The sequence below is a fragment of the Methylocaldum marinum genome (genome assembly GCF_003584645.1).
In the GTDB taxonomy this organism is placed as follows: Bacteria; Pseudomonadota; Gammaproteobacteria; order Methylococcales; family Methylococcaceae; genus Methylocaldum; species Methylocaldum marinum.
Genome location: NZ_AP017928.1, coordinates 4,065,357 through 4,090,707, shown reverse-complemented (window position 1 = coordinate 4,090,707; position 25,351 = coordinate 4,065,357). Strand labels below are relative to the sequence as shown.

General features: G+C 57.1%; 21 protein-coding genes. 10 read left to right on the top strand and 11 right to left on the bottom strand.

Annotated elements, in window-relative coordinates:
- The first annotated feature begins 533 nt into the window (after positions 1-533).
- From sS8_RS18260 to sS8_RS18250, 3 genes are all read left to right on the top strand, one after another.
- A complete protein-coding gene (locus sS8_RS18260) occupies positions 534-2,003 on the top strand; it encodes an efflux transporter outer membrane subunit (RefSeq protein WP_119631013.1) in 1,470 nt (489 codons plus the stop codon).
- Between the two features lie 87 nt (positions 2,004-2,090).
- A complete protein-coding gene (locus tag sS8_RS18255) occupies positions 2,091-3,413 on the top strand; it encodes an HlyD family secretion protein (protein WP_119631012.1) in 1,323 nt (440 codons plus the stop codon).
- A 155-nt stretch (positions 3,414-3,568) separates the two neighbouring features.
- The gene (locus tag sS8_RS18250; protein ID WP_145986596.1) at positions 3,569-3,949 is read left to right on the top strand and encodes a hypothetical protein; all 381 of its coding nucleotides are present in this window, start codon (positions 3,569-3,571) and stop codon (positions 3,947-3,949) included.
- Here sS8_RS18250 and norR read toward each other — a convergent pair.
- Positions 3,946-5,499 (bottom strand): nitric oxide reductase transcriptional regulator NorR, encoded by a 1,554-nt coding sequence (gene norR, locus sS8_RS18245; RefSeq protein ID WP_119631010.1) that lies wholly within the window; start codon positions 5,497-5,499, stop codon positions 3,946-3,948. The genes sS8_RS18250 and norR overlap by 4 nt on opposite strands.
- 146 nt (positions 5,500-5,645) lie before the next feature.
- On the opposite strand from norR, the gene sS8_RS18240 reads away from it, so the two are divergent.
- Complete coding sequence (locus tag sS8_RS18240) at positions 5,646-6,323, top strand: hemerythrin domain-containing protein (RefSeq protein ID WP_119631009.1); 678 nt, start codon at positions 5,646-5,648, stop codon at positions 6,321-6,323.
- Positions 6,316-8,604, top strand: coding sequence for a nitric-oxide reductase large subunit (locus tag sS8_RS18235; protein WP_119631008.1), 2,289 nt, complete (start codon positions 6,316-6,318; stop codon positions 8,602-8,604). The genes sS8_RS18240 and sS8_RS18235 overlap by 8 nt, the downstream gene beginning before the upstream one ends.
- Positions 8,605-8,776: 172 nt before the next feature.
- On the opposite strand, the gene sS8_RS18230 is transcribed toward sS8_RS18235, so the two are convergent.
- Positions 8,777-9,259 (bottom strand): YajQ family cyclic di-GMP-binding protein, encoded by a 483-nt coding sequence (locus sS8_RS18230; RefSeq protein ID WP_119631007.1) that lies wholly within the window; start codon positions 9,257-9,259, stop codon positions 8,777-8,779.
- A gap of 42 nt (positions 9,260-9,301) precedes the next feature.
- Positions 9,302-10,129, bottom strand: a complete 828-nt coding sequence (djlA, locus tag sS8_RS18225) for a co-chaperone DjlA (RefSeq protein WP_119631006.1) — start codon at positions 10,127-10,129, stop codon at positions 9,302-9,304.
- Between the two features lie 165 nt (positions 10,130-10,294).
- Here djlA and sS8_RS18220 point away from each other — a divergent pair, with 165 nt between their 5' ends.
- Positions 10,295-11,188, top strand: coding sequence for a phosphoribosylaminoimidazolesuccinocarboxamide synthase (locus sS8_RS18220; protein WP_119632880.1), 894 nt, complete (start codon positions 10,295-10,297; stop codon positions 11,186-11,188).
- A 77-nt stretch (positions 11,189-11,265) separates the two neighbouring features.
- Positions 11,266-11,979: a DUF2490 domain-containing protein gene (locus sS8_RS18215; protein ID WP_119631005.1), complete on the top strand. Its 714-nt coding sequence runs from the start codon at positions 11,266-11,268 to the stop codon at positions 11,977-11,979.
- Between the two features lie 22 nt (positions 11,980-12,001).
- Here the strand turns inward: sS8_RS18215 and sS8_RS18210 are convergent, their stop codons facing one another.
- Positions 12,002-12,499, bottom strand: a complete 498-nt coding sequence (locus tag sS8_RS18210) for a flavin reductase family protein (RefSeq protein WP_119631004.1) — start codon at positions 12,497-12,499, stop codon at positions 12,002-12,004.
- A 73-nt stretch (positions 12,500-12,572) separates the two neighbouring features.
- Between sS8_RS18210 and moaC the strand changes: the two genes are divergently transcribed.
- On the top strand, positions 12,573-13,061 hold the full coding sequence (gene moaC / locus sS8_RS18205; RefSeq protein WP_119632879.1) for a cyclic pyranopterin monophosphate synthase MoaC: 489 nt from the start codon (positions 12,573-12,575) through the stop codon (positions 13,059-13,061).
- Between the two features lie 62 nt (positions 13,062-13,123).
- On the opposite strand, the gene sS8_RS18200 is transcribed toward moaC, so the two are convergent.
- Positions 13,124-13,618, bottom strand: coding sequence for a dihydrofolate reductase (locus sS8_RS18200; protein ID WP_119631003.1), 495 nt, complete (start codon positions 13,616-13,618; stop codon positions 13,124-13,126).
- Between the two features lie 407 nt (positions 13,619-14,025).
- On the opposite strand from sS8_RS18200, the gene sS8_RS18190 reads away from it, so the two are divergent.
- Together sS8_RS18190 and sS8_RS18185 are read left to right on the top strand one after the other, a co-directional pair.
- Positions 14,026-14,661 (top strand): MEDS domain-containing protein, encoded by a 636-nt coding sequence (locus tag sS8_RS18190; protein ID WP_119631001.1) that lies wholly within the window; start codon positions 14,026-14,028, stop codon positions 14,659-14,661.
- Positions 14,662-14,768: 107 nt separating this feature from the next.
- A complete protein-coding gene (locus sS8_RS18185) occupies positions 14,769-16,883 on the top strand; it encodes a PAS domain S-box protein (protein WP_119631000.1) in 2,115 nt (704 codons plus the stop codon).
- 226 nt (positions 16,884-17,109) lie between these two features.
- Here sS8_RS18185 and thyA read toward each other — a convergent pair whose 3' ends face one another.
- The 6 genes from thyA to dnaA all read right to left on the bottom strand — a co-directional run bounded on the left by thyA (position 17,110) and on the right by dnaA (position 25,296).
- Positions 17,110-18,009 (bottom strand): thymidylate synthase, encoded by a 900-nt coding sequence (gene thyA / locus sS8_RS18180; RefSeq protein WP_408631151.1) that lies wholly within the window; start codon positions 18,007-18,009, stop codon positions 17,110-17,112.
- A 57-nt stretch (positions 18,010-18,066) separates the two neighbouring features.
- Entirely contained in the window at positions 18,067-18,876 is an 810-nt protein-coding gene (gene lgt, locus sS8_RS18175; RefSeq protein WP_119630999.1) for a prolipoprotein diacylglyceryl transferase, read from the bottom strand.
- Between the two features lie 332 nt (positions 18,877-19,208).
- Positions 19,209-21,626 (bottom strand): DNA topoisomerase (ATP-hydrolyzing) subunit B, encoded by a 2,418-nt coding sequence (gyrB, locus tag sS8_RS18170; protein WP_119630998.1) that lies wholly within the window; start codon positions 21,624-21,626, stop codon positions 19,209-19,211.
- Between the two features lie 14 nt (positions 21,627-21,640).
- Complete coding sequence (recF, locus tag sS8_RS18165) at positions 21,641-22,714, bottom strand: DNA replication/repair protein RecF (protein ID WP_119630997.1); 1,074 nt, start codon at positions 22,712-22,714, stop codon at positions 21,641-21,643.
- A gap of 80 nt (positions 22,715-22,794) precedes the next feature.
- Positions 22,795-23,898 (bottom strand): DNA polymerase III subunit beta, encoded by a 1,104-nt coding sequence (gene dnaN / locus sS8_RS18160; protein WP_119630996.1) that lies wholly within the window; start codon positions 23,896-23,898, stop codon positions 22,795-22,797.
- Positions 23,899-23,970: 72 nt separating this feature from the next.
- Entirely contained in the window at positions 23,971-25,296 is a 1,326-nt protein-coding gene (gene dnaA, locus sS8_RS18155; protein WP_119630995.1) for a chromosomal replication initiator protein DnaA, read from the bottom strand.
- Positions 25,297-25,351: the final 55 nt, after the last annotated feature.

Here is a 25,351-nt window from a genome sequence, read left to right as displayed (position 1 = left end):
GTTCAGTAGCTTATCTGATGACTGACGAGTGCATGTAGTCAAAATGACTGTATCTGACGATTTTGCTCAGGATTGCGTTTGAAAGTTTCTCATTTAGTTCAGTTAGTTACAAATTGGCACTGATCCTGCCACTGTCTAGCCGACAGGACCGGCCGAAACGGTGCCTAGGGTTCGCCGCCTGCAGCCTAATGGCTGGCGTTCCCGACAAGCCCCCGTCATCCGGAATGCTTCACCATCGGCAGCAACCCGTGTGAATCCGTCAGGCGCTCACGGCCGGTCTCGTCCAATCGGTCATCGCCGACCTTTCCGAATGCGTGTCGAACGACCCCGCGCAAACGCCAGCTTCAGGTGACCAATGAACAAACCCGGTGCCGCGAGCAATTTCGGCAAACCGCGGCGCCGATAAAAGTTTACTGTGAGGACAGTGGATGCTCGTGATTTTCTCAGGGCGCCTGCATAGCCGGCGCTTCAACTTGTCCACGCCCGCGTTTGCTAGAGGTCGAAGCCTTTGGGCCGGGCTCGCCGTCGGATGCATGCTCCTGACCGCAGGCTGTGCCTGGATTCCGCCCGGCGGAAAACAGGCGGAGTTCATGCCCGTCCCCGACATGGCGCACGGATTGTCCGAGGCCCGCGAGACGGAACCGCTGACGCCGAGGAGAGCGTGGCCCGAAGATCGATGGTGGCGGCAGTTCGATAGTCCCGAACTGAATCGTCTCATGGCGGTGGCGCTCAAGGACAATCCCGGCCTCAAGGCAGCGGCGGCGAGGCTGCGCCAGACGCAGGCCATGGCCCGGGTGGAAGGCGCGAGACTTTTGCCGTTCCTGGACGCGGACGTGGCGTTCGCCAACGAACGGATTTCGGAGAACGGCGTATTCGCCGCGCTCAATCGCGAAGAGGCGGCAGGTGCGAATATTATCTTCGCCAGCATCAACCCCGTGAGTCTCCGCTACGAATTCGATTTCTGGGGCAAGAATCGGGCGGCATTGGAAGCGGCCCTGGGCGAGGCGGAAGCAACCGCGGCCGAACAGGCGGAAGTCCGTCTGCAGTTGACGACCGCCATCGCCCGAGCCTGCTTCCGCGGAGCGGCGCTCAGGCGGCAACTCGATCTCGCCCGGGAAATGGTGGAGCTGCGTCACGAGCTGATCGAGCTCGCCGATACCCGCTTCGAAAGCGGCATCACGTCTGCCCGCTCGGTGAAGCGGGCGAACATCGCCCTCGAAACGGCCCAAAAACGCGAAGCCGGTACCGAGGATCAATTGGACGTGCAGCGGAATCTACTGGCCCGGCTGATGGGTACCGGCCCCGACGAGACCCGTCATCTGTTCGCCAACCCGGTGACCATCCCGGAAAGAATTCCGCTGCCCGCCCAGCTTCCCATAGGCCTGCTCGCACACCGGCCGGACCTGGCTGCCGCCCTCCATCGGACCGAGGCGGCGGCGCACAGGGTCAAAGAAGCCAAGGCGCGCTTTCTGCCCACAGTCGATCTCACCGCTTTCGTCGGCGTGAATGCCCTGAGGCTCACCACCAAAGGGGCGAGTTCCCTGGCCAATGTTCTGTTCTCGGGTTCCAGTTTCGCTTACGGGATCGCACCGGGGCTCAGGCTGCCCTGGTTCGAGGGCGGACGGCTGCGCGGAGAACTGTCGGCGCAGCGGGCAGAGCACGACGGCGCGGTCGAGCTCTACAACGACACCCTGGTGCAGGCGATACAAGAAGTCGCAGACAGCCTGAGCAGCTGGCGCGAGACCCGCAACATATTGGAGGCGCACCGGCGTCTCCTGGTTTCACAGCGGGAAGATCTCGATCTCGCGCAGACGCGCCTGCAGGCCGGGCTGGACGACCGCCGCACGGTACTCCGGAGCCGGCACGCGGTTCTGAATCAGGAATATGTGCTGAAGAGCCTGGAGACCAACCAGCTCGTGGCCATGACCGATCTGATCGAAGCCCTGGGCGGGGGATATACGAATAACGCCGACATCGCGCGTCCCCAATCGATTGCCGACTGAGCGCGCGCGGCAGAAACGAGAACCAAACGCCGACGCTGCCCTATTGAGCAACAAAATGACTCCGCCCACACATTCGACTGTTCACGTATGAAGATTCATCCGAAGGCGATCCGCGCCCGGCGCAACCGCCGTCTTTTGCTGGTGGCACTGGCCGTGCTCGCGAGCGCGCCGGCCACGGCTATCTACTGGTGGGTGCGCGGCTGTTTCCGGGTCGAGACCGACAATGCCTTCGTCGCCGGCAATCTGATCCCGGTCGAAGCGGATGCGACCGGCATCGTCACCCAAGTCCTGGCCGAAGAAACTCAGTTCGTGAACAAGGGCGACCTCTTGGTCCGGCTCGACGAACACCGCGCCCATGCCGCCCTGGGGCAGAGCGAGGGCGACCTGGGGCGGACCGTGCGCGGCATCGGCGCGCTATTCGCGACGCGCCGGCAGCTCTGCCAAAAACAGGACGCACGCTCGGCCCAGCTCGCACGGGTGCGCCACGACGTGGCGCGCTTCCGCCAGGCGTATCCGAACGGTTCGGTTTCCGAAAAGGTCCTGCAAAATGCCGAGGACCAGATGACCGCCCTCAATGCCGAACTCCGGGAAGTCGGCGCCGAACTCCAAGCTATCGAAGCACAGGTGGGCGGGACCAGTCGCACGGAACACCCCGAGATTGAAGCCGCAAAGCACCGTTTCATCGACGCCTACCTGGATTTCGTTCGGCAATGTATCCATGCGCCGGTTTCGGGTTACGTGGCGAAACGTAAGGCGCAGGTCGGCGATCGGGTTCATCCCGGAGAACCGCTGCTCATGCTGGTGCCGCTGGAACATCTGTGGGTCGAGGCGAACCTCCGGGAAACCGAACTGCGCAAGGTGCGGCCGGGCCAGTCCGCCGAGGTGATCGTCGATCTCTACGGACGGCGCCGTGTCTATCACGGCACGGTCGAAGGCCTGGTGCCCGGCACCGGCAGCGTGTTCGCGCTGTTGCCGCCGGACAATGCGACCGGGAATTTCATCCACATCGTCCAGCGGGTGCCGGTGCGTATCGCCCTGCGCAAGGACGAGATCCTGAAGCGGCCCATCCGTCCCGGCCTGTCCACGGTGACATCCATCCATATCGACGAACCCGGCCGGCCGATAAAGACGTCGCTGGCGGGGGTCGTCACCCCGGAATATGCAACCGACATCTTTGCCAATGAGTTGGTCGAGGCGGAATCCAGAGCGCAGGAAATCATCGCGGGCAATCTGGTTCCGAATAGTGATTCGTTAGAGGCGACCTGTACCGCTGCCGAGTCCTTGGCTACCGAGCGACTCGGTCCGGAACGGCTTAGCCGAGCCGTGCTCGATCGGAACGGCAAGCTGCATGCGGACCGCCAATCCTCCGCGAGACTGCTGCGCTCGATGGATCGGGCAGCAGTCGAGTGACGTAAGTCGAGCGCGTAGCCCTCCGATGCTATCCCGAATGAACGTATCGACCGTCAGACCATCTCGACGCGCAACGAAGTCCCGGAAATGCGCATCGTCAACCCCATTCAAAAGCGTCTTTCAACCCATCCGAGGCAAACATGGAGAAGGAGATTATGAATAGAAGTCTGATTACCCTGGTTCTACTGGTAATCGCGTTTCAGGGCGATACCGTTTTTTCGTTCCTGTTGGAAGGCATTCATCTTTTGGTGGAGGTCGTGGAGTTTGCGGCCGAACACCTGCTGGAAGCGCATTTCGGACTCTCCACCCGCGCTGCGCAAATGGTCACCGCCTGGCTGGGCCTAGCGGTATTTCTGGGCGTATCGCCTTTCATCGTCAGAAAGCTCTGGGCAATGCTGGCCCGGGTTATCGCGGCCGCGGCGGAACAGTGGCGGAGACGATCCGCCGCGGCTCGAGAGTGGACGACTACAGTTCACCCGAGACGCTGGGTAGTCGCGTGCGTCATCCTGGTCGCGACCTACACATTTTTCTTTTAGCGGCGTGCTGCGCCGTCCGCTTTCAGACCAAGACGTCGCGCGAGCTTGTGCAGATTGCTCGGATCCACATCCAAGCGGCGTGCGGCCTTGGCCCAATTGCCGCCGCACAGGCGAAGAGCATCCCGTATGCAGCGAAGCTGGCTTTCCTCGACCGCGGCACGCAGCGTCGAACCCGCCACCGGTTCGGCGACCGGGAGCGCGACCCGCACATCGGGACCGGTTTCGAATTGATCGAGGTCGAGATCGAGCAAATCGACGGGCAGGGTGACGATATCGTTTCGATCGACGCCGCGACTCATGATCTTCAAGGCGGCGCGGCTGATCGCGTGCTCCAGTTCGCGCACATTGCCCGGCCAGCGATATTGCCTGAGCGCAGTTTCCGCTTCCGGCGCCAGCCGCAAGCTGCGCAAACCCAGTCGTGCGCGATTGAGTTCCAGAAAGCGGCCGGCCAATAACAGCACATCGTTGTCGCGCTCGCGCAGGGGCGGTATGTGCACCGGGTAGACCGAGAGACGGTGATAAAGGTCCGCTCTGAAAGCCCCGTCACGCACTTGGTCGCGCAGCTTGCGATTGGTCGCGGCGATCACCCGGACGTTCACGTGCCGAGGCTGATCCTCGCCGAGGCGCTGAACCTCGCCGTTCTGCAGGGTACGCAAGAGTTTGGCCTGAACCGCGACCGGCAATTCGCCGACCTCGTCGAGAAACAGCGTGCCGTTCTCGGCGGCCTCGAAGCGGCCCGGCCGCTCGACCGCCGCCCCCGAGAACGCACCCTTGGCATGGCCGAACAGCTCGCTCTCGGCCAGCGATTCGGGCAAGGCCGCACAGTTGACGTGAACCAGAGGTCCGGCACGGCGGCGCGACAGGCGGTGCAGCCTACGCGCGAACAATTCCTTGCCCACGCCGGTCTCGCCCAACAACAGCACCGGGAGTTCGGAGTCGGCCACCACATCGAGTTCCCGCAGCAATTGCGTGATGGCCTGGCTCTGACCGACGATCTCGCCGTCGTCCTCCAACGGCGATGCGGCGAGCGATCCCTTTTCCTGAGCAAGCCGCAACTTACGGATTTCGGCTTCCAACCGGGTCACCCGTATGGAGGCTTCGATCAATGCCTTATATTGGCGCAGGCAATCCCGCGCCATGTCGTCGAACACCCCGACCTGCAAGGCATCCAGCGTGACCGCGCCCCACGGCTGATCTTCCACGAACAGACTGATGCCCATGCAGTCATGCACCGGCAGTGGCTCGCCGACATGCGTCTCGATCAGCCCGTCGTAAGGGTCGGGCAGCGTGCTGTCGTGATCGAAGCATGTGAGATCGCGGCGCGAAAGAATGGCGGCAAGGCGTGGATGCTCGCTCATCGCAAAACGCCTGCCCAAGGCATCGCGCACCAGGCCGTCGACGGCGACCGGACGCAAATGAGCCTCCTCCAAACGCAATAACGCCACCGCCCCGCAGCGAAACTGAGCCCGCAAGGCGGTTACCAGTCTTTGCAAGCGCACGGCCTGCGGCAAGTCGGCCGCCAGGTCGGCGATCAGCATACCCTCAATCATGGTTGTTTCTACCGTATATGGTAAAAAGAACCATATCACATCGCGGTAAAAATTACCGTTTCTTATCTAAGTATATGAGTCTATTGCAAACTTCATGTGGCCTGCAGCTTGCTAAGGGAATATCGAGATTCTTAGTGGAGCCGATCATGAACACACTCGACCAACCTCCGGGCAGTCTCGCCGGAGCTACGCAGATCTTTCAACAATACGCACCGAAATTCCGTCGCCCCGACGGACAGAGTCTCCGCGAAGCGGCCCGGGCCAAAGGGCGGCGGGCACAGGAGATCGATGACGAGCTCGAGAGGATCGCGAGCCAGCGGACTTCGAGGGCCGGCACATGGGAGGATGCGCCCCCGTCGGAACTCATCGCGCATATTCTGGAACGCTTTCACCAACGGCACCGCCAGCAACTGCCGGAACTGATCCGCCTGGCGCGCAAGGTCGAACAGGTACACGGCGAACATCCCGCCAGCCCGCGCGGGCTGGCGGACTCCCTCGATAGCCTGCGGCAGGAACTTGAAAATCACATGCAAGCGGAGGAGCAGGTGCTGTTCCCGCTCATGGCTCGGGGCGAAGGAACCTCCGCGCGCACGCTGATTCTGGTCATGCGCATGGAAGATCGCCATCACGGCGAAGCGCTCGAGCGCCTCAACGAACTCACCGGCGGCCTCACTCTCCCTCCCGCCGCCTGCAACACTTGGCGTGCGCTGTATCTGGGGCTGGCGGCGCTATGCGTGGACCTGATGGAGCACGTCTATCTGGAGGACAAGGTCCTCTTCCAAACCGCGACCCCCATACAAAAAACGGAGGCCTCTCATGGGTAATTACCGCAAACTCTGGTTTACGCTGATCGGCGTACTGGCCGTGACCTTCACCTTGCTCGGATATTACGGCGCCGAGATCTATCGCAGCGCGCCACCGGTTCCTCAGCGCATCATCACGGATGAAGGTCGAACGCTTTACACACAGGAGCGCATTCTCGACGGACAGACCGCCTGGCAGTCCGTAGGCGGTATGCAGCTGGGCTCGATCTGGGGGCATGGCGCTTATCAGGCGCCGGACTGGACCGCCGACTGGCTGCACCGGGAGCTGTCGAATTGGCTGGAACTGGCCGCACGAGCAGAATACGGCATGAGCTTCGACGCTCTCGACGGGGAACGCCAGGCGATACTGACGGCGCGCCTGAAGCATGAATATCGGCACAATACCTTCGATGAAGCGACCGGCACCGCGACGGTCTCGGTGCAGCGAGCCGAAGCGATCGCACGAACTGCCGCTTATTACGACCGGCTGTTCGGCGATGCGCCCGAGCTACGGAGCACCCGCGAAAGCTACGCCATGAAAGAGGCCACGCTGCCGAGCGCCGAACGGCGTGGCGACCTCTCGGCCTTTTTCTTCTGGACCGCCTGGGCCGCCGCGACCGAGCGCCCCGGTTCCAGCGCCACCTATACCAACAACTGGCCGCACGAACCGCTGATCGGCAACCGGCCCACCGGCGAGAACATCGTGTGGTCGATCGCCAGCGTTGCCTTCATGATGGCCGGCGTCGGCTTCCTGATCTGGGGCTGGGCGTTCCTGCGGAAGCACGATGGAAGCGACCCGAAAGCCCCGGCGCGCGATCCCCTGTCCCTGATCGCGCTCACGCCCTCGCAACGGGCCTTGGGGAAATATCTGTTCCTGGTGGTCGCGCTGTTCTCCTTCCAGGTCCTCTTGGGCGGTCTTACCGCGCATTACACGGTGGAAGGGCAAGAGTTCTACGGACTCGATATTTCGAGATGGCTGCCTTATTCATTGGCGCGCACCTGGCATATCCAGAGCGCCTTGTTCTGGATCGCCACGGGCTTCTTGGCCGCCGGCCTGTTTCTCGCGCCGCTCATCAACGGCGGAAAGGACCCGGCCTATCAGAAGATAGGCGTGGACATCCTGTTCTGGGCGCTGGTGGTTGTAGTGCTCGGTTCTTTCATCGGCAACTACCTGGCGATCGCGCAAATCATGCCGAAAGAGCTCAACTTCTGGCTCGGCCATCAAGGGTTCGAGTACGTGGATCTCGGCCGGCTGTGGCAGATCGGCAAGTTTGTCGGCGTCGCCTTCTGGCTGGTGCTGATGCTGCGCGGCATCGTGCCGGCATTCAAACGGGCGGGCGACAAAAACCTGCTGGCCCTGTTCACCGCCTCGGTCGTGGCCATCGGCCTCTTTTACAGCGCCGGGTTTTTCTACGGCGAGCGGACGCACCTGTCGGTGATGGAGTACTGGCGCTGGTGGGTAGTGCATCTTTGGGTCGAAGGTTTCTTCGAAGTGTTCGCCACCACGGCGCTGGCCTTCGTCTTCTCCACGCTGGGCCTCGTTTCCGTGCGCATGGCGACGACCGCCAGCCTGGCCTCGGCCTCGCTGTTCATGCTCGGCGGCGTGCCCGGCACGTTTCATCACCTCTATTTCTCCGGCACGACCACGCCGATCATGGCCGTGGGCGCGAGTTTCAGCGCGCTCGAAGTGGTTCCGCTGGTGGTGCTCGGTTACGAGGCCTGGGAGAACTGGCGTCTCAAGGATCGCGCGACGTGGATGACGAACCTGAAATGGCCGCTGATGTGTTTCATCGCCGTCGCCTTCTGGAACATGCTGGGCGCGGGCGTATTCGGCTTCATGATCAACCCGCCGATTTCGCTCTACTATGTACAAGGGCTCAACACCACGCCGGTGCACGCCCATGCCGCACTGTTCGGCGTGTACGGCTTCCTCGCGCTGGGCTTCACCCTGCTAGTGCTGCGCTATGTGCGTCCGGAATTGGTGTTCAGCGAGCGGCTGATGAAGACAGGCTTCTGGTGGCTCAATGCAGGGCTGGTGCTGATGATCGCCACCAGTCTCTTACCTATCGGACTGTTCCAATTCCATGCCAGCGTCAGCCAGGGCCTGTGGTATGCGCGCAGCGAAGCCTTTCTGCAGCAACCCGTCCTCGAGACGCTGCGCTGGGTGCGCACGTTTGGCGATGTCGTCTTCATCGTTGGCGCGTTGTCGATCGCATGGCAAGTCGTCAGCGGCTTGTTGCAGCGATCGAGTCAGCTATCGCTGCAGGATGAAGAGCCCGCGTTCGCAACGGAACGAAACTGATCCCAAAAGGATTGCCGAAAGCCGCCTGCCGACGAAACGCGTCGGCAGGCGGCCTTGCTGGTCGGTAACAACCGCAGATTCACTCGCACACATATCAGAATTGGGCACAACCGCACCTGGCATACAAGCGCTGAATACTGCGGGAGCGGTCCCCGTGCCACGCCGAAACCGCTCAATCCCGGAAATTGACGTACTGCAATGGCAATTCCAGCTTGGCCTCGCGCAGCAATGCGATGACATCTTGCAGATCGTCTCTCTTCTTGCCCGTCACCCGGACCTGTTCGCCCTGAATCGCGGCTTGTACTTTCAGCTTGCTGTCCTTGATCAGTTTGACGATGGTCTTGGCGAGCGTGGAATCGATCCCTTGGCGCACGGTTACGGTCTGACGCGCCTCCCTGCCGGAAACCTGAGGCAGATCGGTTTTGAGACTGGCGATGTCGACCCCGCGCTTGGCCAACTTGGTATGCAGGATGTCCATCATTTGCTGAAGCTGGAATTCGGTCTGCGCGTGCAGGGTTACGACGGCTTCCGCGAGATCGTAATGGGCGTTGGTACCCTTGAAATCGAAACGGGTTCCGACTTCGCGGTTAGCCTGATCGACCGCATTGCTCACTTCGTGCAGGTTGACTTCCGATACGATGTCGAACGATGGCATAAGATATCCTCTTGGAGCGTATTTGGAAAATATCGCATGCGCTCAAAGCTTTCGGGCTTTGGCGATGACTTCATAGGCGCTGCGAATTTGTTGGGTCTTCTCGGTGGCTAATTTCACCATTTCCTCGGACAAGCCGTTGGCAACCAATTTGTCGGGATGGTGCTGGCTCATCAGTCTTCGGTAAGCTCGCCTGATTTCTTGGTCGCTGGCGGACGGGGTGACGCCCAGAACGGCATAGGCGTCTGAGGTCGAAGTTCGGCGCGCACCGGCGGCGCGTTCTCGGCGCCACTGCGAATACTGGTTCTCGGTGCGGGCGAAGCGCAGTTCCGCCTCCATGCGGGCCTTGATGGCATGAAATTCGAACCGGGAAAACCGAAGCCGGTCACAGATTCGGAGCAGCAGCTGTTCCTCCCCCGAGTGAAGGACGCCATCGGCATAGGCCGCCTCCAGCTGCAACTCGATGAACAGGCGCAGCAGCGAAGACCCGCGGCGACATTCGCTACGAAATTGATCCAGGGTGCCATCCAGCGGGAAACCGGGGCGCTTACCTTCGTTAAACAGCCGAATGGCGGTTTTGCGCATGTCCGCCGAAAGTCCCATCCTATCCATGATCGCCCGGGCGGATTTGATTTCGGCTTCCGACACCCGTCCGTCAGCTTTCGCGATGTGGCCCATCACCGCAAAGGTGGCGGTGAAAAAGGCCATTTGCGCTCGATTTTGTGTACCGGGAACGAAATCCGTTTGCAGCAGACCGACATTGCCCATCACCCGGTCGAACTGGTGCCCCAAGGCAGCGCCGAGAATAGCGAACAACGGTCCACCCATGAACAAACCGAACGTCCCGCCGACGACTTTGCCGAGCCAATTCATGATTGAAGGGGTCTTTTATTCTTGCAGTGAAAGCCACAAAGTTACATGATTGGCGGTTATTCATAAAGCCCGCAACGTTGCCGCGGTCCATGCTTTACGACCTGCCAAGACGCCGACCGGGTCTTAGCCGAAGTTCGTTTCAACCACTGTTGCCGAAGAGGAATGATGAACGCCCCGGACACCCTATTCGAAAGCTCGCTGAAAAGCTTGAGCCTCCGCGGCCGCGGTAAAGTCCGCGACATTTATGACATCGACGACGATCACATGCTGATCGTCACGACCGATCGTTTATCCGCGTTCGATTGCATTCTGCCCGATCCCATTCCCGGAAAAGGTCGGGTACTCACCTCCGTTTCCAATTTCTGGTTTGGAAAGCTTAAATCTATCGTCCCCAACCATTTGTCCGGCCTGACACCGGATCGGGTCATTCCCGATCCCGCCGAGCACGCCCAGGTCGAAGAGCGGGGAATCGTCGTCAAAAAACTCAAGCCGCTTCCGGTGGAAGCCGTTGTACGCGGCTATCTCATCGGCTCGGGTTGGAAGGACTATCAAAAGACCGGCTCGGTTTGCGGCATCGCGCTACCGCCCGAATTGCAGCTTGCGGAGAAATTGCCGGAGGCCATTTTCACGCCCTCGACCAAGGCGGAATTCGGCAGCCACGATGAAAATATCAATTTCGATAAAACCGTCGAACTGATCGGAAAAGACCTGGCCGATCAAATCCGGCGCATCAGCCTGAAACTCTACACCGATGCGGCAGCCTATGCCCTCGAGCGGGGTATCATCATTGCCGATACGAAGTTCGAATTCGGTTTGGATGGCTCCGGACAGCTTTATCTGATCGACGAGGTGCTGACTCCGGATTCGTCCCGTTTCTGGCCGGTCGATCAGTACCGGGTCGGCATCAGCCCGCCCAGCTTCGACAAACAGTTCGTGCGGGATTATTTGGAAACCCTGTCCTGGAATAAACAGCCTCCCGCTCCTCACTTGCCGCCGGAAGTGATCGCCAAAACCGCCGAAAAATATCGGGAAGCGGAGGAACGCCTGACCAAGCCTTAGCTCATCGAGAATACGGGTTGACCTCTACGGTTTTGACCCGATAATACCTGGCTCGATTTCGAAAGACAGGGTACACGATGAAATACCGATCGAACCAGCGCGTCGCCTACCTGTTGTCAGCAATAGTCTTGGCTGCGCCACACACGGCATATGCCGAATCGCTCGAGGATTTTCAGACTTGGGGCAATATCACCGCCGTCGGCGGTTTCGGGTTTGTCGATCCGAAGTTCAAAAGCCTGCGTTATTGGCTGGAAGGTCAAGGGCGTTTCGGCGAGGATACTTCCCGCTTGTCGCAAAGCATGGTGAGGCCCGCGCTGGGCTATGCGCTAAACGATAAGGCCAGCGTTTGGCTGGGGTATGCCTGGATTTTTACCGATCGGCCGTTCACCGGGCGGCGTTTCGACGAAAATCGCATTTGGCAGCAATTCCTATGGACACAGCCTACCGCGTTCGGCAACTTTACCAGTCGAACCCGAATCGAGCAGCGTTTCGCAGAAACCGGCAGCGATGTCGGCTGGCGCTTCCGACAATTCGTAAAGCTTTCGGTCCCGCTCGACTTTGCACCGAATTTCAGCCTGGTGGGCTGGGAAGAAGTGTTTGTCAGGATCAACAAGGCCGACTGGAGCGGGGATGATGGACTCGATCAGAACCGGCTCTTCGTAGGATTGGGCTACAACTTCGATAAAGAAATCAGGACCGAAATCGGCTACATGAATCAATATATCCGGAGAGCCAAGGCCGCCGACCGAATCAGCCATGTATTGTCGGTCAGCCTCTTTTTGAATTACTGAGGTCCGGACGCGCGGCGCCGTTTCAGGAAAAGCGATCCGGAAAGATTGCCGCCGCGCCGTCCATATCGCCCGTCTCCCGGTAGGTCAGGGGTGCCGCATCCGGCTTCAGCAAATTCCCATCTATTACCCGGCCAAGGGCCAGCACATGATCTCCGGCCGGACATTCTCCGGTTAACCCGCACTCGAACCAGGCCAGGGCGTCGATCAATAGCGGCGTACCGTTGCGCCCTTTGCGCCATGCCACCGAAGCGAGCTTATCGATCGTGGCGGGACCGCCAAAATGTCTCGCCAAATCCAGCTGCTGCCGGCTCAGTACGTTTACCGAAAACGATTTCCCCTGCGTGAGCAGTTCATAGGAGGAATGACGGGGATTGATGCTCAAGGCCAACAGCAGGGGATTGAAGGATACGGGCATGACCCAGGCCGCCGTAAAGGCATTGTAGCGGCTGTCGGCGGCGACACCGATCACGTAGACACCACAAGTGATTCGTCTGAATAAATCCGCTATGACTTGGCTCATGACTCTCTCTTTGCCCCTAACCGGCTTTTCGCGGCTCTATAATACCGTCATCTTAGCCTTGAACCACCGCAGCATGAATAAGCTTACACATTTCAACGATTCAGGCGCTGCCCATATGGTCGACGTCGGCGGCAAATCAGCCACGCAAAGGGTAGCGATTGCCGAAGGTTACATCGAGATGCGTTCCGAAACCCTGGATTTGATCCTGCAAGGCGGCCACAAGAAAGGCGATGTGCTGGGGATCGCCCGTATCGCCGGCATCATGGCCAGCAAGAAGGCTTCCGAGCTGATCCCGCTCTGCCATCCGATCGCGATCACGAGTGTGGACGTGATGCTCGATCCGGAACCCGAACGCCACCGTGTGCGCTGCGAGGCGACGGTCAAAACCGTCGGGCAAACCGGAGTCGAAATGGAAGCGCTGACCGCTGTGCACATCGCTCTGCTCACTGTTTACGACATGTGCAAGGCGGTGGATCGTGGGATGACCATTCAGTCAGTCCGCCTGCTCGAAAAGGCCGGCGGAAAGTCCGGGCACTGGCGGCGGCAGAGCGATCAGCCTTGAGTTGATAAAGCGATCTCGGGAAAGAGCGGACGAAAGCTCAATCGAGCTGTTTCCGTTCCTGCTCACGACGGGTGAGTTTTCCTCTCAAGCACCAGAAAACTGTAACTCAAGCCACTCTCCGGATCGTCCGTCACGTCAAGGCGCTCGATTTCGGACCATTCGGTCCAGTCAAACTCGGGAAAAAAGGTATCACCGGCAAATTCGTGATGGATAAGCGTGAGATAAATCCGGACGGCCGTCGGCAAGAGTTTCTCGTACAGGGACGAGCCGCCGATAACCATGATTTCATCGGCAGCCGCCTCCCGGAGCGCATCCGCTATCGCATGTACCACAACGCAACCCGGAGCGATGTACTCCCGGTCGGAAGTCAGGACGATATTCTTTCGGCCCGGCAGGGGCCTGCCGATGGATTCGTGAGTCCGTCGTCCCATGAGCAAGGGCTTCCCCATGGTGATTTGTCTAAAGCGCCTGAGGTCCGCGGACAAGTGCCAAGGCATGCGGTTCTCCACGCCTATCACCCGATTTTCGCCCATAGCGACGATAAGAGAAATTTTCATAAACTAAACCGGCTTTTTCCCCTGCGTCGATTGTAGATACGGGTTTTTCGGCTCTCAGCGCTAAGGGCTAAGGCATCCGGTAATCCGTATACCGTTTTTGCGCAACGCCCGCTCATGCCGGTACGCGTTGGTGGTGGCACCTCACACACGGCTGGCCATCCCTGCCAAGGACCGTAGCCCGCGGTCTTCGACCGGTTTAGCGTAATCATCCTTACTCCGGTTTGAACTTGTATTGAGAAAATGGTCCAACAAATAGCCGTTTTCGGGCTGTATTTCGATGCCGTTCAATCCCGCGACATGGTTTAGCGCCCCGGACATATTGTATTAGGATATATGACGCTTTATCTTTCTGACAGATAACCAGCGTTAGCATTGGCTTCAGACATGGATTCCTTGGAAAAACGTTTATGTGTGACGCTCCCAAAAGGCATGTAGCGTTCGGCTTTACCGAACAGCAACTTCCGCCGGGTGGGCATCTCTGCTACATCTACACCGATGAGGAAGAGCATTGCCGCACGATGGCGCGATTCGTGGAAAGTGGTTTGATGGCCGGAGAGAAAGTCGCCTATTTAGCGGATGTTTCGTCCGGTGACGAACTCGAACCCTATATTTCCGGACTAGGCGTAAATTTACCCGAGCAACTCCGCCCGGGCCAGCTCATTTTGAATGAAGCGGAGAAAGCATACTGCCCTGACGGAACTTTTCTGCCGGAACGTGTGATCGATAATTGGAGCTCGATTTATCGGCAAAGTGTGGAGGAAGGTTTTGCGGGAGCACGGGTTACTGGCGAGACCGGTTGGACTTGCAACCCGCATCCTGGACTTGAGCGTTGGTTTGAATACGAATCCATGCTAAACCTGGTTATCAAAGAGGTTCCGTTCAGCAGTATCATTTGCCAGTACGATGCCAACCGGTTGGGAGGCGCCAGTCTATACGAAGTTCTGAAAGTACATCCTCTGATGATCGTACGCGGGCAGATTCTCCATAACCCTTATTACGAAGCACCCGAACAATATCTGCCGAAACTTAGAGGCCGGGTGTGAAAAAACGGTTCGCACACAGTCGTTCGCTGCCTGCGCCTGACCCGATTTTTCCCTTCAGCATGACATAGCATTGCGCCTATGATCCACCTGAAGGTGGAAACCGTGTCATGACTATTCCAGGAACGTTAACTCTTCAACCTCAGCCCGAAGTGTTGGGGAAGCTGCTGATCGTTCAGCAAACGCTCGGGGTTTTGGCTTCCAGAGACGAGCAGGCGGCTTTTCTTTGCCGAGCATTGCGTGACATTCCTGGCGTGAACGAGGTCCGGTTCTGCTTTTTTGGATCATTCATACCCAAACGGGTGGATTATGTTCCCATCGATGAATGCGTTCATTGCAAAACCACCACACCTTCAGTCGGACTAGTTGGCTGCGGCGCCGTTTCCGACACAGGCGCCAGATCCATTCCTTTGCGCACGTCCAGCAAACTTTACGGTTTTCTGATCCTGGAAATCGGCCGTTCGGCGGCATTCGCACCTTATGCTCCCTATATCGTCAACACGGCAAATTTCGTGGCGACTTTGCTGGAGAAGCGCGAAACCAAGGAAAAGCTGGAGCAGGTACTCAACGAGCTGGAGGATCAAGTCGCCGCCCGTACGGCCGACTTGCTTGAGAAAAATGCCCGCCTGGAGTCCGAGATCGTACGGCGTGAAGCGGCCGAGAGGGCATTGCATGAGGCATATGAGCTGCTGGAACGCCGGATTGAGGAGCGCACCGCCGCCCTGAAATTCAGCGAAGAGCGGCTTCACAGTATCATCACGACGGCCGTGGACGGCATCATCAACACCGACGCCGGGGGCCACATCGAGCTTTTTAATTCCGCTGCGGAGCGGCTGTTCGGTTATACCGCCGGAGAAATCATCGGCAAGAACATTCACATATTATTACCGCCTGCGGGCGGCGCCAAGCAGGCGAATATCCTGCAACATCTTAGCGGCGATAAGAGCGCGGTCTGCACCCGCCTGGAGTTCGAGGTTCAACACAAGAACGGTTCGGTTTTTCCGGCGGAGCTGACCATCAGTGAAATGAGGATCAGTGGACAAAAAAAGCTCACCGCGATCGTACGCGACATCACCGAACGGAAATGGGCCGAAACGGCACTCCGGGAAAGTGAGGCGCGGTTCCGGGCCATGGCTGAAACGGTGCCGGATTTTCTGTTCACCAGCGACGCGAACGGCCTGGTCGACTATATCAGTCCCAGGTTCTATGAGTACACGGGCCTGTCACCGGACTCGAAGCGTTCCGACTGGGTGGCGGCCATTCACCCGCATGATTTGGAACGGACGATTTCGCGGTGGCAGAAAGCCGTGAGATCCGGGGAAACGTTTCAGTCCAATTATCGACTTTTGTCGGCGGAAGGGTCTTACCGATGGTTCCAGGTTCGCGCGCGTCCGATTCGTGATGACGATAAAAGGGTTAGAAAGTGGTTCGGCGCCTGTTCCGATATCGACGAACTGGTTCGGGTACAGGATGCACTCGAGGAGGCGGATCGGCGCAAGAACGAGTTTCTGGCCATGCTCGCGCACGAGTTGCGCAATCCCTTGGCGCCTATTCGAAACGCGGTTCAGGTGATGGGTTTACTGAATCTGACCGATTCGCGATTGCTTTGGGTAAAGAGCATGATCGATCGACAGCTTAAGCATTTGGTTCATCTGGTCGACGATCTTTTGGATGTGTCCCGCATCACTCGCGGAAAAATTACCCTGAAGAGCGAAATTATCGCTCTGCCTCAACTGATCACGCGGGCGACCGAGGCTACTGAAGCGATGTTCGTGGCCCAACAGCACGAACTCTCGATTTCCTGTCCGGATGAGGTTGTGCTACTGAGGGGAGATGCCGTGAGACTGGTTCAGATCTTCACAAATCTCTTGAATAACGCCGCGAAATACACCCCGCATGGCGGCCGCATATCTTTTCAGGCGATTGCGGAAGAGCAGGAGGTCATATTTTCGGTGAAGGACAGTGGTATCGGCATCCCTCCTGAACTGCTGCCTCATGTCTTCGACCTTTTCACTCAGGCCGACCGCTCGTTAGACCGCTCACAGGGAGGGCTGGGTATCGGCCTGACTCTAGTTCGTAAAATGGTCGAAATGCACGGTGGACACATTGAGGCTCGGAGTGCCGGTCCCGGCCAGGGGAGCGAATTTGTAGTCAGGCTTCCGCGAGCAAACGTCTCGGCGACGAACAGGCTGAAGCAAGCTAGTCCGGAAATGCCGAAAAGCTGAGCCGTACACGGGGATCGAATTGCCTGCTAAATCCGTTTGCAGCCTTGCCGGCCTCGACTGATTCGGTCTCAAGCTTCTAACCTAAAAACGGCGGTTGACCGCTTAGATGGCGTAAAAACGCCGCATGGATTCCTTCGGTAGTTCCTTCTACCGGTATCACCGCTTGGATGAAGCCGCTACGTCCCCGTCCGCCGCGCAATCGAGCACGTCCAACTGCCGTTCTTAGTCAAACCGCGACCTCGGCGGGTATGTGAGGGTGGGGATCGTAACCCTGCATTTCGAAGTCTTCTATGCGGTAGTCGAACAAATCGGAGGCCTTGCGCTTGATTTGCAAACTGGGAAAAGGACGCGGTTTTCGCTCGATCTGAAGCTGAGCCTGCGGGATGTGATTCAGATAAAGGTGTACGTCGCAACCGAACCAAACAATTTCTCCCGGCTCGTAGCCGCAGTGTACAGCGAGAAGATGGGTCAATAGCGCGAGATTGGCGATATTCCAACCCAGTCCGAGATAGGCGTCCGCCGAACGCTGCATTAAAGCGCCGGAAAGAGTATTGGTAGACCGGCAAACAAAGAATTGATAGGTCTTATGGCAAGGTGGGAGCGCCATCTCGTCCAATTGCGCCACGTTCCAGCCTTCGAATAGCAGCCTGCGTGAGGTGGGATTGTTCTTCAGCCCATCGACTAGCTGCTGAACCTGGTCGATCTCTTTTCCCTCGTAAGTGCGCCAGCGGCGCCACTGATGCCCATAAACCGGCCCCAGGTCGCCCCAGCGCGCGGCAAAATCTTCGTCGCCCAGAATGCGTCTTTCAAACTCTTCTTGGCTGATGGATTCGCCGGTTGTGTTTCGGTATTTCTGCAAAGGCCAGTCGGTCCAGATACGCACATTCTGTTCCAGAAGATCCCGAATGTTCCGACCTCCCGACAACATCCATAGGAGCTCTTTGAATGCTGTTTTCCAGTATATCCGCTTCGTCGTAAACAGCGGGAATCCTGCTGCCAATTCGAACCGCATGGTATAGCCAAAAATTGCCCGTGTCCCAACCCCGGTTCTATCGATACGCTCATCCCCCTCGCTGATCAGCTTTCGAAGCAAATTGAGATATTGCTCTTCGGGATGCGACATCATGCTGTGTGTTTACATTTTCAGAAACTGATATTTCCGTTGGACCGCGTCCACGGACGCTCATGACTCATCGGTTCTTAGGCGCGATGGCACTGGCCGGCGATAAGCCAAGAAGAGGAGCAGCACTCCGAGGACGATCATCGGAAAGCTCAAGACCTGTCCCATGGTCAGCCAACCGAACGCAAGATATCCAATGTGTGCATCGGGTAGCCGCACGAATTCGACCAAAAAACGGAACACGCCGTAAAGCAGCAAAAAAAGCCCGCTAACGGCCATGGTCGGAGGGGAGCGGCGGCTGAGCCATTGTAATGCCACGAAAAGAACTATACCCTCCAAAAATGCTTCATAAAGTTGGGAAGGATGGCGTGGCTCCGGACCGGCGTCCGGAAATACCATCGCCCAAGGTACATCCGTTGGTTTTCCCCAAAGCTCGCCGTTTATGAAATTTCCGATGCGTCCGGTGAACAAGCCTATGGGAACATAGCGTGCGATAAAGTCGGTTACCGCAAAAAACGCACATTTCTGTTTTCGAGCGAACAACCACATCGCGCCTAGCGCTCCCAACAACCCCCCATGAAAGGCCATACCGCCTTCCCATACTCGAAACAGCATCAATGGGTCTTGAATGAAAGCAGGAAAGCTGTAGAACAACATATATCCCAGGCGGCCGCCGATGACCAATCCTAGTGCAGTGTAAAAGACAAGATCCTCTACGTTGGATGCAGTCCAAATAAAACCCGGCTCCTTCGCTCGACGGCGAGCCAGCAACCATACGCCGCCGATACCGATGACATACATCAAACCGTACCAATGTATCTTTAATGGGCCGATGCTGATGGCGACTGGGTCGATTGAGGGATATGGCAACATTGAGCTGTCTCTCAGTTACTAAGGTTCGGATAGGGCCTTGTTCAGAAACGCAGGGACCCGCGATGGGGTGTGATCGGAAGACCAGAATAAGAAAACCATACTACGGTCAAGGGTAAGCGGGGCGATGGCGGCAATAAAACCCCGCGCCAGTTGTTCCACGTGGAACAACTGGCCTCGATCGGATCGGGTTCAGAACCGATCATGTCAAGAACAAGCGCAACAAGACGCCGAAAAGGACCGCAGCCAAAAAAACGAGAAGAGCTCTCGCCTTAGCAGTAGACTCGGATACACAAACGAGTTCCATGCCGTTCCGACCGCACCTCGAGACCCCATCAAACGTCCAGGTTAGCGACTTCAAGAGCGTTTTTCTCAATGAAATCACGCCTCGGTTCTACCTGATCGCCCATCAGCGTCGAGAATACTGCGTCAGCCGAGATTGCGTCCTCGATCTTCACTTGAAGCAGACGGCGAGTGTTCGAATCAAGCGTCGTTTCCCATAATTGGTCCGGGTTCATCTCGCCCAGGCCTTTATATCGCTGTATATGCTGACCTTTTTTCGCCTCTGTCATCATCCACTGAAAGGCTTCCTTGAAGTTCCGGACCCGCTCGCGCTTTTCATCAACAGCGATATACGAGTTCTCTCCGAATAGCCCCGCCACCTTCTGACCAAACGCGACGAGCCTTTTGTAGTCGCCGCCGCCGAAAAATCCTGCCCCGACATCGAAAGTTTTGTGCACACCATGACGTTTTTTGGTGACATGCGCACGGAAATCATCGGTCTGCGCCCCGAATTCCAGACTGATGGTAAAACTCGCCGTACGATCAATGGTATTCAAACGATCTTCCAACGCGGAAAACCACCTCTCACATGCCGACCGTTCGGCGATGGTCGCCAGATCCAAAACCGGATGATCGATCAGAAGATTCAGAAAGCTCTCCTCGTAACGATGCACGAGTCGCTCTATAAGGGATTGCACATTCAGATATTCCCTCGCAAGCTGCTCTAATCCCTGCCCCTGAATCGGAGGCGTATCCTCATCCACATGCAATCGAGTCTTCTCGAGTGCGAGCTGCAACAAGTAATTATTGAGTTCGAGGTCGTCCTTTACGTACTGCTCCTGTCTACCCTTTTTCACCTTGTAAAGCGGCGGTTGAGCGATATAGATATGGCCCCGCTCGATCAGTTCGGGCATCTGACGATAAAAGAAAGTCAACAGCAGCGTTCGAATGTGCGAGCCGTCGATATCCGCATCGGTCATGATAATGACGCGATGGTAGCGCAACTTGTTCGGGTCATACTCCTCCCGGCCGATACCGCAGCCCAGTGCGGTGATCAAGGTGCCGACCTCCTCTGAAGAAAGCATCTTGTCGAACCGCGCGCGCTCCACGTTGAGAATCTTACCTTTGAGAGGCAATATCGCCTGCGTACGGCGATCTCTTCCCTGCTTTGCCGAACCACCGGCGGAATCACCCTCGACGATGAACAGTTCAGAGAGGGTCGGGTCGCGCTCCTGGCAATCGGCCAGTTTACCGGGGAGACCGGCGATATCCAGTGCAGTCTTCCGCCGAGTCATCTCGCGGGCTTTACGGGCGGCCTCACGCGCTCGCGCCGCATCGATCATCTTATTGGCAATCAATCGAGCGACGGTAGGATTCTCCAGCAAAAACTCATGAAATTTCTCGCTCATCGCCGATTCCACCACCGGCTTGACTTCCGACGAGACGAGTTTGTCCTTGGTTTGGGACGAAAACTTAGGATCCGGAACCTTTACCGAAAGGACCGCCGTCAACCCTTCCCGAGCATCATCACCCGAGGTAGCTATTTTCTGCTTCTTCAGAAAGCCCTGATCTTCAATATACTGGTTCAGTGTCCGAGTTAGCGCTGCTCGGAAACCCGCGAGGTGGGTCCCCCCGTCACGTTGCGGGATATTGTTCGTAAAACAGAAGATATTCTCCTGATACGAGTCGTTCCATTGCATAGCGACTTCAACGCCCGTACCGTCCTTTTGAGTTTGGAAGTAGAACACCTTTTCAAACAGGGGAGTCTTATTCTTGTTCAGATGCTCGACAAAGGCCCGTATGCCACCTTCGAATTCGAACACATCGCTCTTCCCGGTTCGTTCGTCCTCCAGAGAAATCCGAACTCCGGAATTCAAAAAGGACAGTTCACGCAGACGCTTGGCCAGAATGTCGTAGTGAAACTCGATGTTGGTAAAAATAACGGGACTGGGTTTGAAACGAATGGTCGTACCGGTATCGGTCGCATGACCGACCTCGGCCAGCGGAGCCACTGGCTCGCCGTCGCGATATTCCTGCCGATAGCGCTTGCCCCCGCGGCGAATTTCCATTGCCAGATGCTCGGACAATGCGTTTACGACGGAGACACCCACTCCGTGTAGCCCGCCGGAAACCTTGTAAGCATTGTCGTCGAATTTCCCCCCGGCATGCAGGACGGTCATAATGACCTCTGCGGCGGAGCGTCCTTCTTCTTCGTGAATATCGACAGGAATTCCTCGCCCGTCGTCCACTACGGTCACCGACTCGTCGCTGTGAACAATGACCCGGACCGTTCTGCAGTGGCCAGCCAAAGCTTCATCAATCGAGTTGTCGACAACCTCGAATACCATATGATGAAGGCCTGAACCGTCGTCGGTATCACCAATGTACATACCTGGACGTTTACGGACGGCATCAAGTCCTTTCAGGACCTTAATGGCGGAGCTGTCATAATCTTTAGCGAGTTTGGTCATACTCATTTTTTACTTTACGCTTGCATTACTTGCCCATGTTCCACGTGGAACACAGCGGCATCACCGTCAATGGCCTCTTTGATGGTCCCCTCGGCAACCGTTGTGACGAAAAACTGGCTGCGCCGTTCCCGCAAAAAAGCGAGAAGCCTGTTTTTATTGTTTTCATCCAACTCAGACGCCACGTCGTCTATCAGCACGCACGCACTCACTCCGGCACTCTCCTCCATGAGAAGGGACTGAGCCAGCAAAAGCGCATATACCAAAAGCTTCATTTGGCCGCGGGAGAGATAAGCTTTTGCCGGACGACCGTCCAGCGTGATCGAGAAGTCGCACTTATGAGGACCAGATTGCGTATAACCCAGGCGAGCGTCCGATGCCGCGTCCTCCTGAAACACGGCTTCCAAAGTTCGACTCTTGCTCCACCCCGATTGCAGCTGAATTTCAAACTCGAAACCGTCGAAAAATCGAGCAGCACTTTGGACGAAAAATGGCTTGAGCCTCTCCACATAACGCTCGCGTGCACCATCCATTATTGTACCGTACCGCGCCAGTTCCCGGTTCCAAAGCTCTAATTCCGCAAACCGTTTTTCCCGAAGCAGGGTATTCCGCTGACTCAACGCACGGACGTATCGTCGCCAGCAATCGAGATATGAGGCCTCGAAATGAAACACCCCCCAATCGAGAAATTGCCGGCGATGTTTCGGGGCGCCCTCCAGCAAAGCGCAGATCGAAGGCTGAATAACGAGCACGGGAAATGCACGAATCAATTCAGCGCTGGATTGAATCTTTCTACCGGCGAAGTGAATTTCCCGCTCGTTGCGAGCAATACGAATACCGATAGGGAGAGCAAGATCGGCACCACAGTCGACTTTACCCGTCACCATCAATCCGCCGGCCCCGAAACGAATCGCCTGACTGACCTGTGCAGTGCGGAATGAGCGCGCCCGCCCTAACAAATAGACCGCCTCAAGCAATGAGGTCTTGCCGCTGGCATTGGGACCGATGATAAAATTGAGGCGCGGAGATGGCGCTATCGCAGCGGATTCGATGTTGCGCACGTCGTAAGCCTCGATTTTGATCAGGCTCATCCGCAGTCTCGCTTAGCCATACTATTTAAAATGAACCAGCACGAAACGCGCGGCGCTCGGCTGGCGAGGCTCGCCTCAATCTAAAGTCGCATGGGCATAACAATGAATTTGAATTGTCTGTCCTCGCAATCTTCGATCAAGCAACTGTTCGCGCTCTCCGTGAACGACAATTTAACCCGCTCGGAATCCACGTTATTAATAGCGTCGAGAAGATACGAAGCATTGAACCCTACCGAAATTTCCTTACCTTCGAGCTCGACGGGGAACCGTTCTTCTGCTTCTTCGTGTTCCGGATTCTGGGCCTTGAGGCACATCATGCCTTCCTCGCTCACTTCCATGCTGACGCCCCGGTACTTCTCATTCGACAACACCGACACGCGCGTCAACGCTCCCTTGAACGCGGCTTTTTCGACGAGAACTACGCGCGTCAACTCGCGCGGCATCACACGCTGATAATCCGGAAACTTTCCTTCGATCAGCTTGGCGGCGAAGCTGACCGTCCCCAGATCGACGCGCAGGTTGTTAGGCGCAATTTGAATGGCTACCGGATCCTCGTCTTCCCCCAATAGCCGATTCAATTCCAGAACCCCCTTCCTCGGAACGATGATTTGCCGACCTTCTTCAGGACCGCCATCCAGCGTTTGCTCGAAAAAAGCGAGTCGATGCCCATCCGAAGAAACCGCCCGAATAACCTGGCCGCCCAAATCCAGCAGCAATCCATTCAGATAATACCGAACGTCCTGCTGTGCCATCGCGAACACCGTTTTTTCCAGTGCACGCCGCAAGTGGGCACGGGGAACCGAAACTTCGATTTCCGCGGCCCCCCCATCGAATTCCGGATAATTTTCGGCCGGCAGGGTACTTAAATTGAAGCGGCTGGATCCGCACTGGATCACGAATTTATCCTGCCGGCAATCGACTTTCACGACGCTCCGTTCCGGCAAAAGCCGGCAAATATCCAGAAACTTGCGGGCCGGAACGGTAACCGCACCGGGACTACCTTCTTCGACCGCAGCCCTGGTTACCAACTGGACTTCCAAATCGGTACCCGTCATCTCCAAGCTGTCGCCGGACAGTTTCAAAAGGACGTTGGACAGAATTGGCAGCGTTTGGCGTCGTTCAACAACGCCGGCAACCTGTTGTAGAGGCGTCAGCAAATGCTCCCGAATAATAGTGAACTTCATAGTGAGGTCATGTGTTGATGCGGAATTCGTTGAACAAAAGCAGCCAACAACCCAAACCGCCGCTCTCCAAGTTTAGTTCGATAATGTGCGCAAAAGGTTGGAATAATCCTCGGCGAACTTGCTGTCGCTCTCCTTCAACTCCTGAACCTTGCGGCACGCATGCAAGACCGTAGTATGATCCCTTCCGCCGAACTGCTGCCCGATTTCCGGTAAACTGTGGTTGGTCAGCTCTTTGGCCAGCGCCATTGCGATTTGCCGGGGACGGGTCACGGAACGCGTTCGCTTGTTCGCCAGGAGGTCGGCCACTCGGATCTTGTAGTACTCCGCGACGGTCTTCTGAATATTTTCCACATTGATCATCCGGTCCTGAAGGGCGATCAGATCCCTCAAGGCCTCCTTGGCAAACTCCAGGGTAATCGGCTTGCCGGTAAAATGAGCGTTGGCGATGACGCGCCGCAGAGCACCTTCCAACTCTCGAATGTTCGAGCGAATTCGCTTACCGATGAAGAAAGCCACTTCCGGCGACACATCCGCTCCGGCATGCTGCGCTTTGCTCATGAGGATGGCCACACGGGTTTCCAGGTCCGGCGGCTCGATCGCAACAGGAAGACCCCAACCGAAACGCGACTTTAGCCGCTCCTCGAGGCCTTTGATTTCTTTCGGATAACGGTCGCAGGTCAACACGACCTGATGCTTGTTTTCGAGAAGGCTGTTGAATGTATGAAAGAACTCCTCCTGGGAACGTTCCTTACCGGCAAAAAACTGAATATCGTCGATTAATAAGGCATCGACAGTCCGATAATACTCCTTGAACGCCCCGATCGCGTTATGCTGCAAGGCTTTCACCATGTCGGAAACGAATCGCTCCGAATGCAGGTAGACGATGTTTGCCGAGGCATTCGCCCGGAGAATTTCGTTCCCGATGGCATGCATCAGATGAGTCTTGCCCAAGCCTACGCCGCCGTAAATAAAGAGAGGGTTGTAAGCCCGTCCGACATTCTGAGCCACCTGGATCGACGCAGCCTTGGCCAGCTGGTTGGACTTGCCCTCGACGAAGTTGTCGAAGGTGAAAGCCGTGTTGAGATTGTTCGGAAGTCCTTTCTTGACACCCGCCGGTTTCCTGATCGCGGAGATCCCTGCGGGCACCTCCTGCTGCTTTCGGGTACCGATTTCCAGAACGACATGCGGTCTCGGGTGAATCTTCTGGTCCGATAGAACTTCTTCGATCTTGCCGATAAAATGTTGTTTTACCCAATCGAGCACGAAACGGTTGGGAGCCAAGAGCTTCAACTCAGACCCGTTTTCAACCGCTTGCAACGGCCTTATCCAGGTATTGAACTGCTGCGCGGGCAATTCGCCCTCAAGCTTGCTCATGCACTGATTCCACAGAGCGCTCATTGCGCGACTCCCTTATCGTGCTCGAGGAATAGGACATAAGGCATAGGCGATAAAT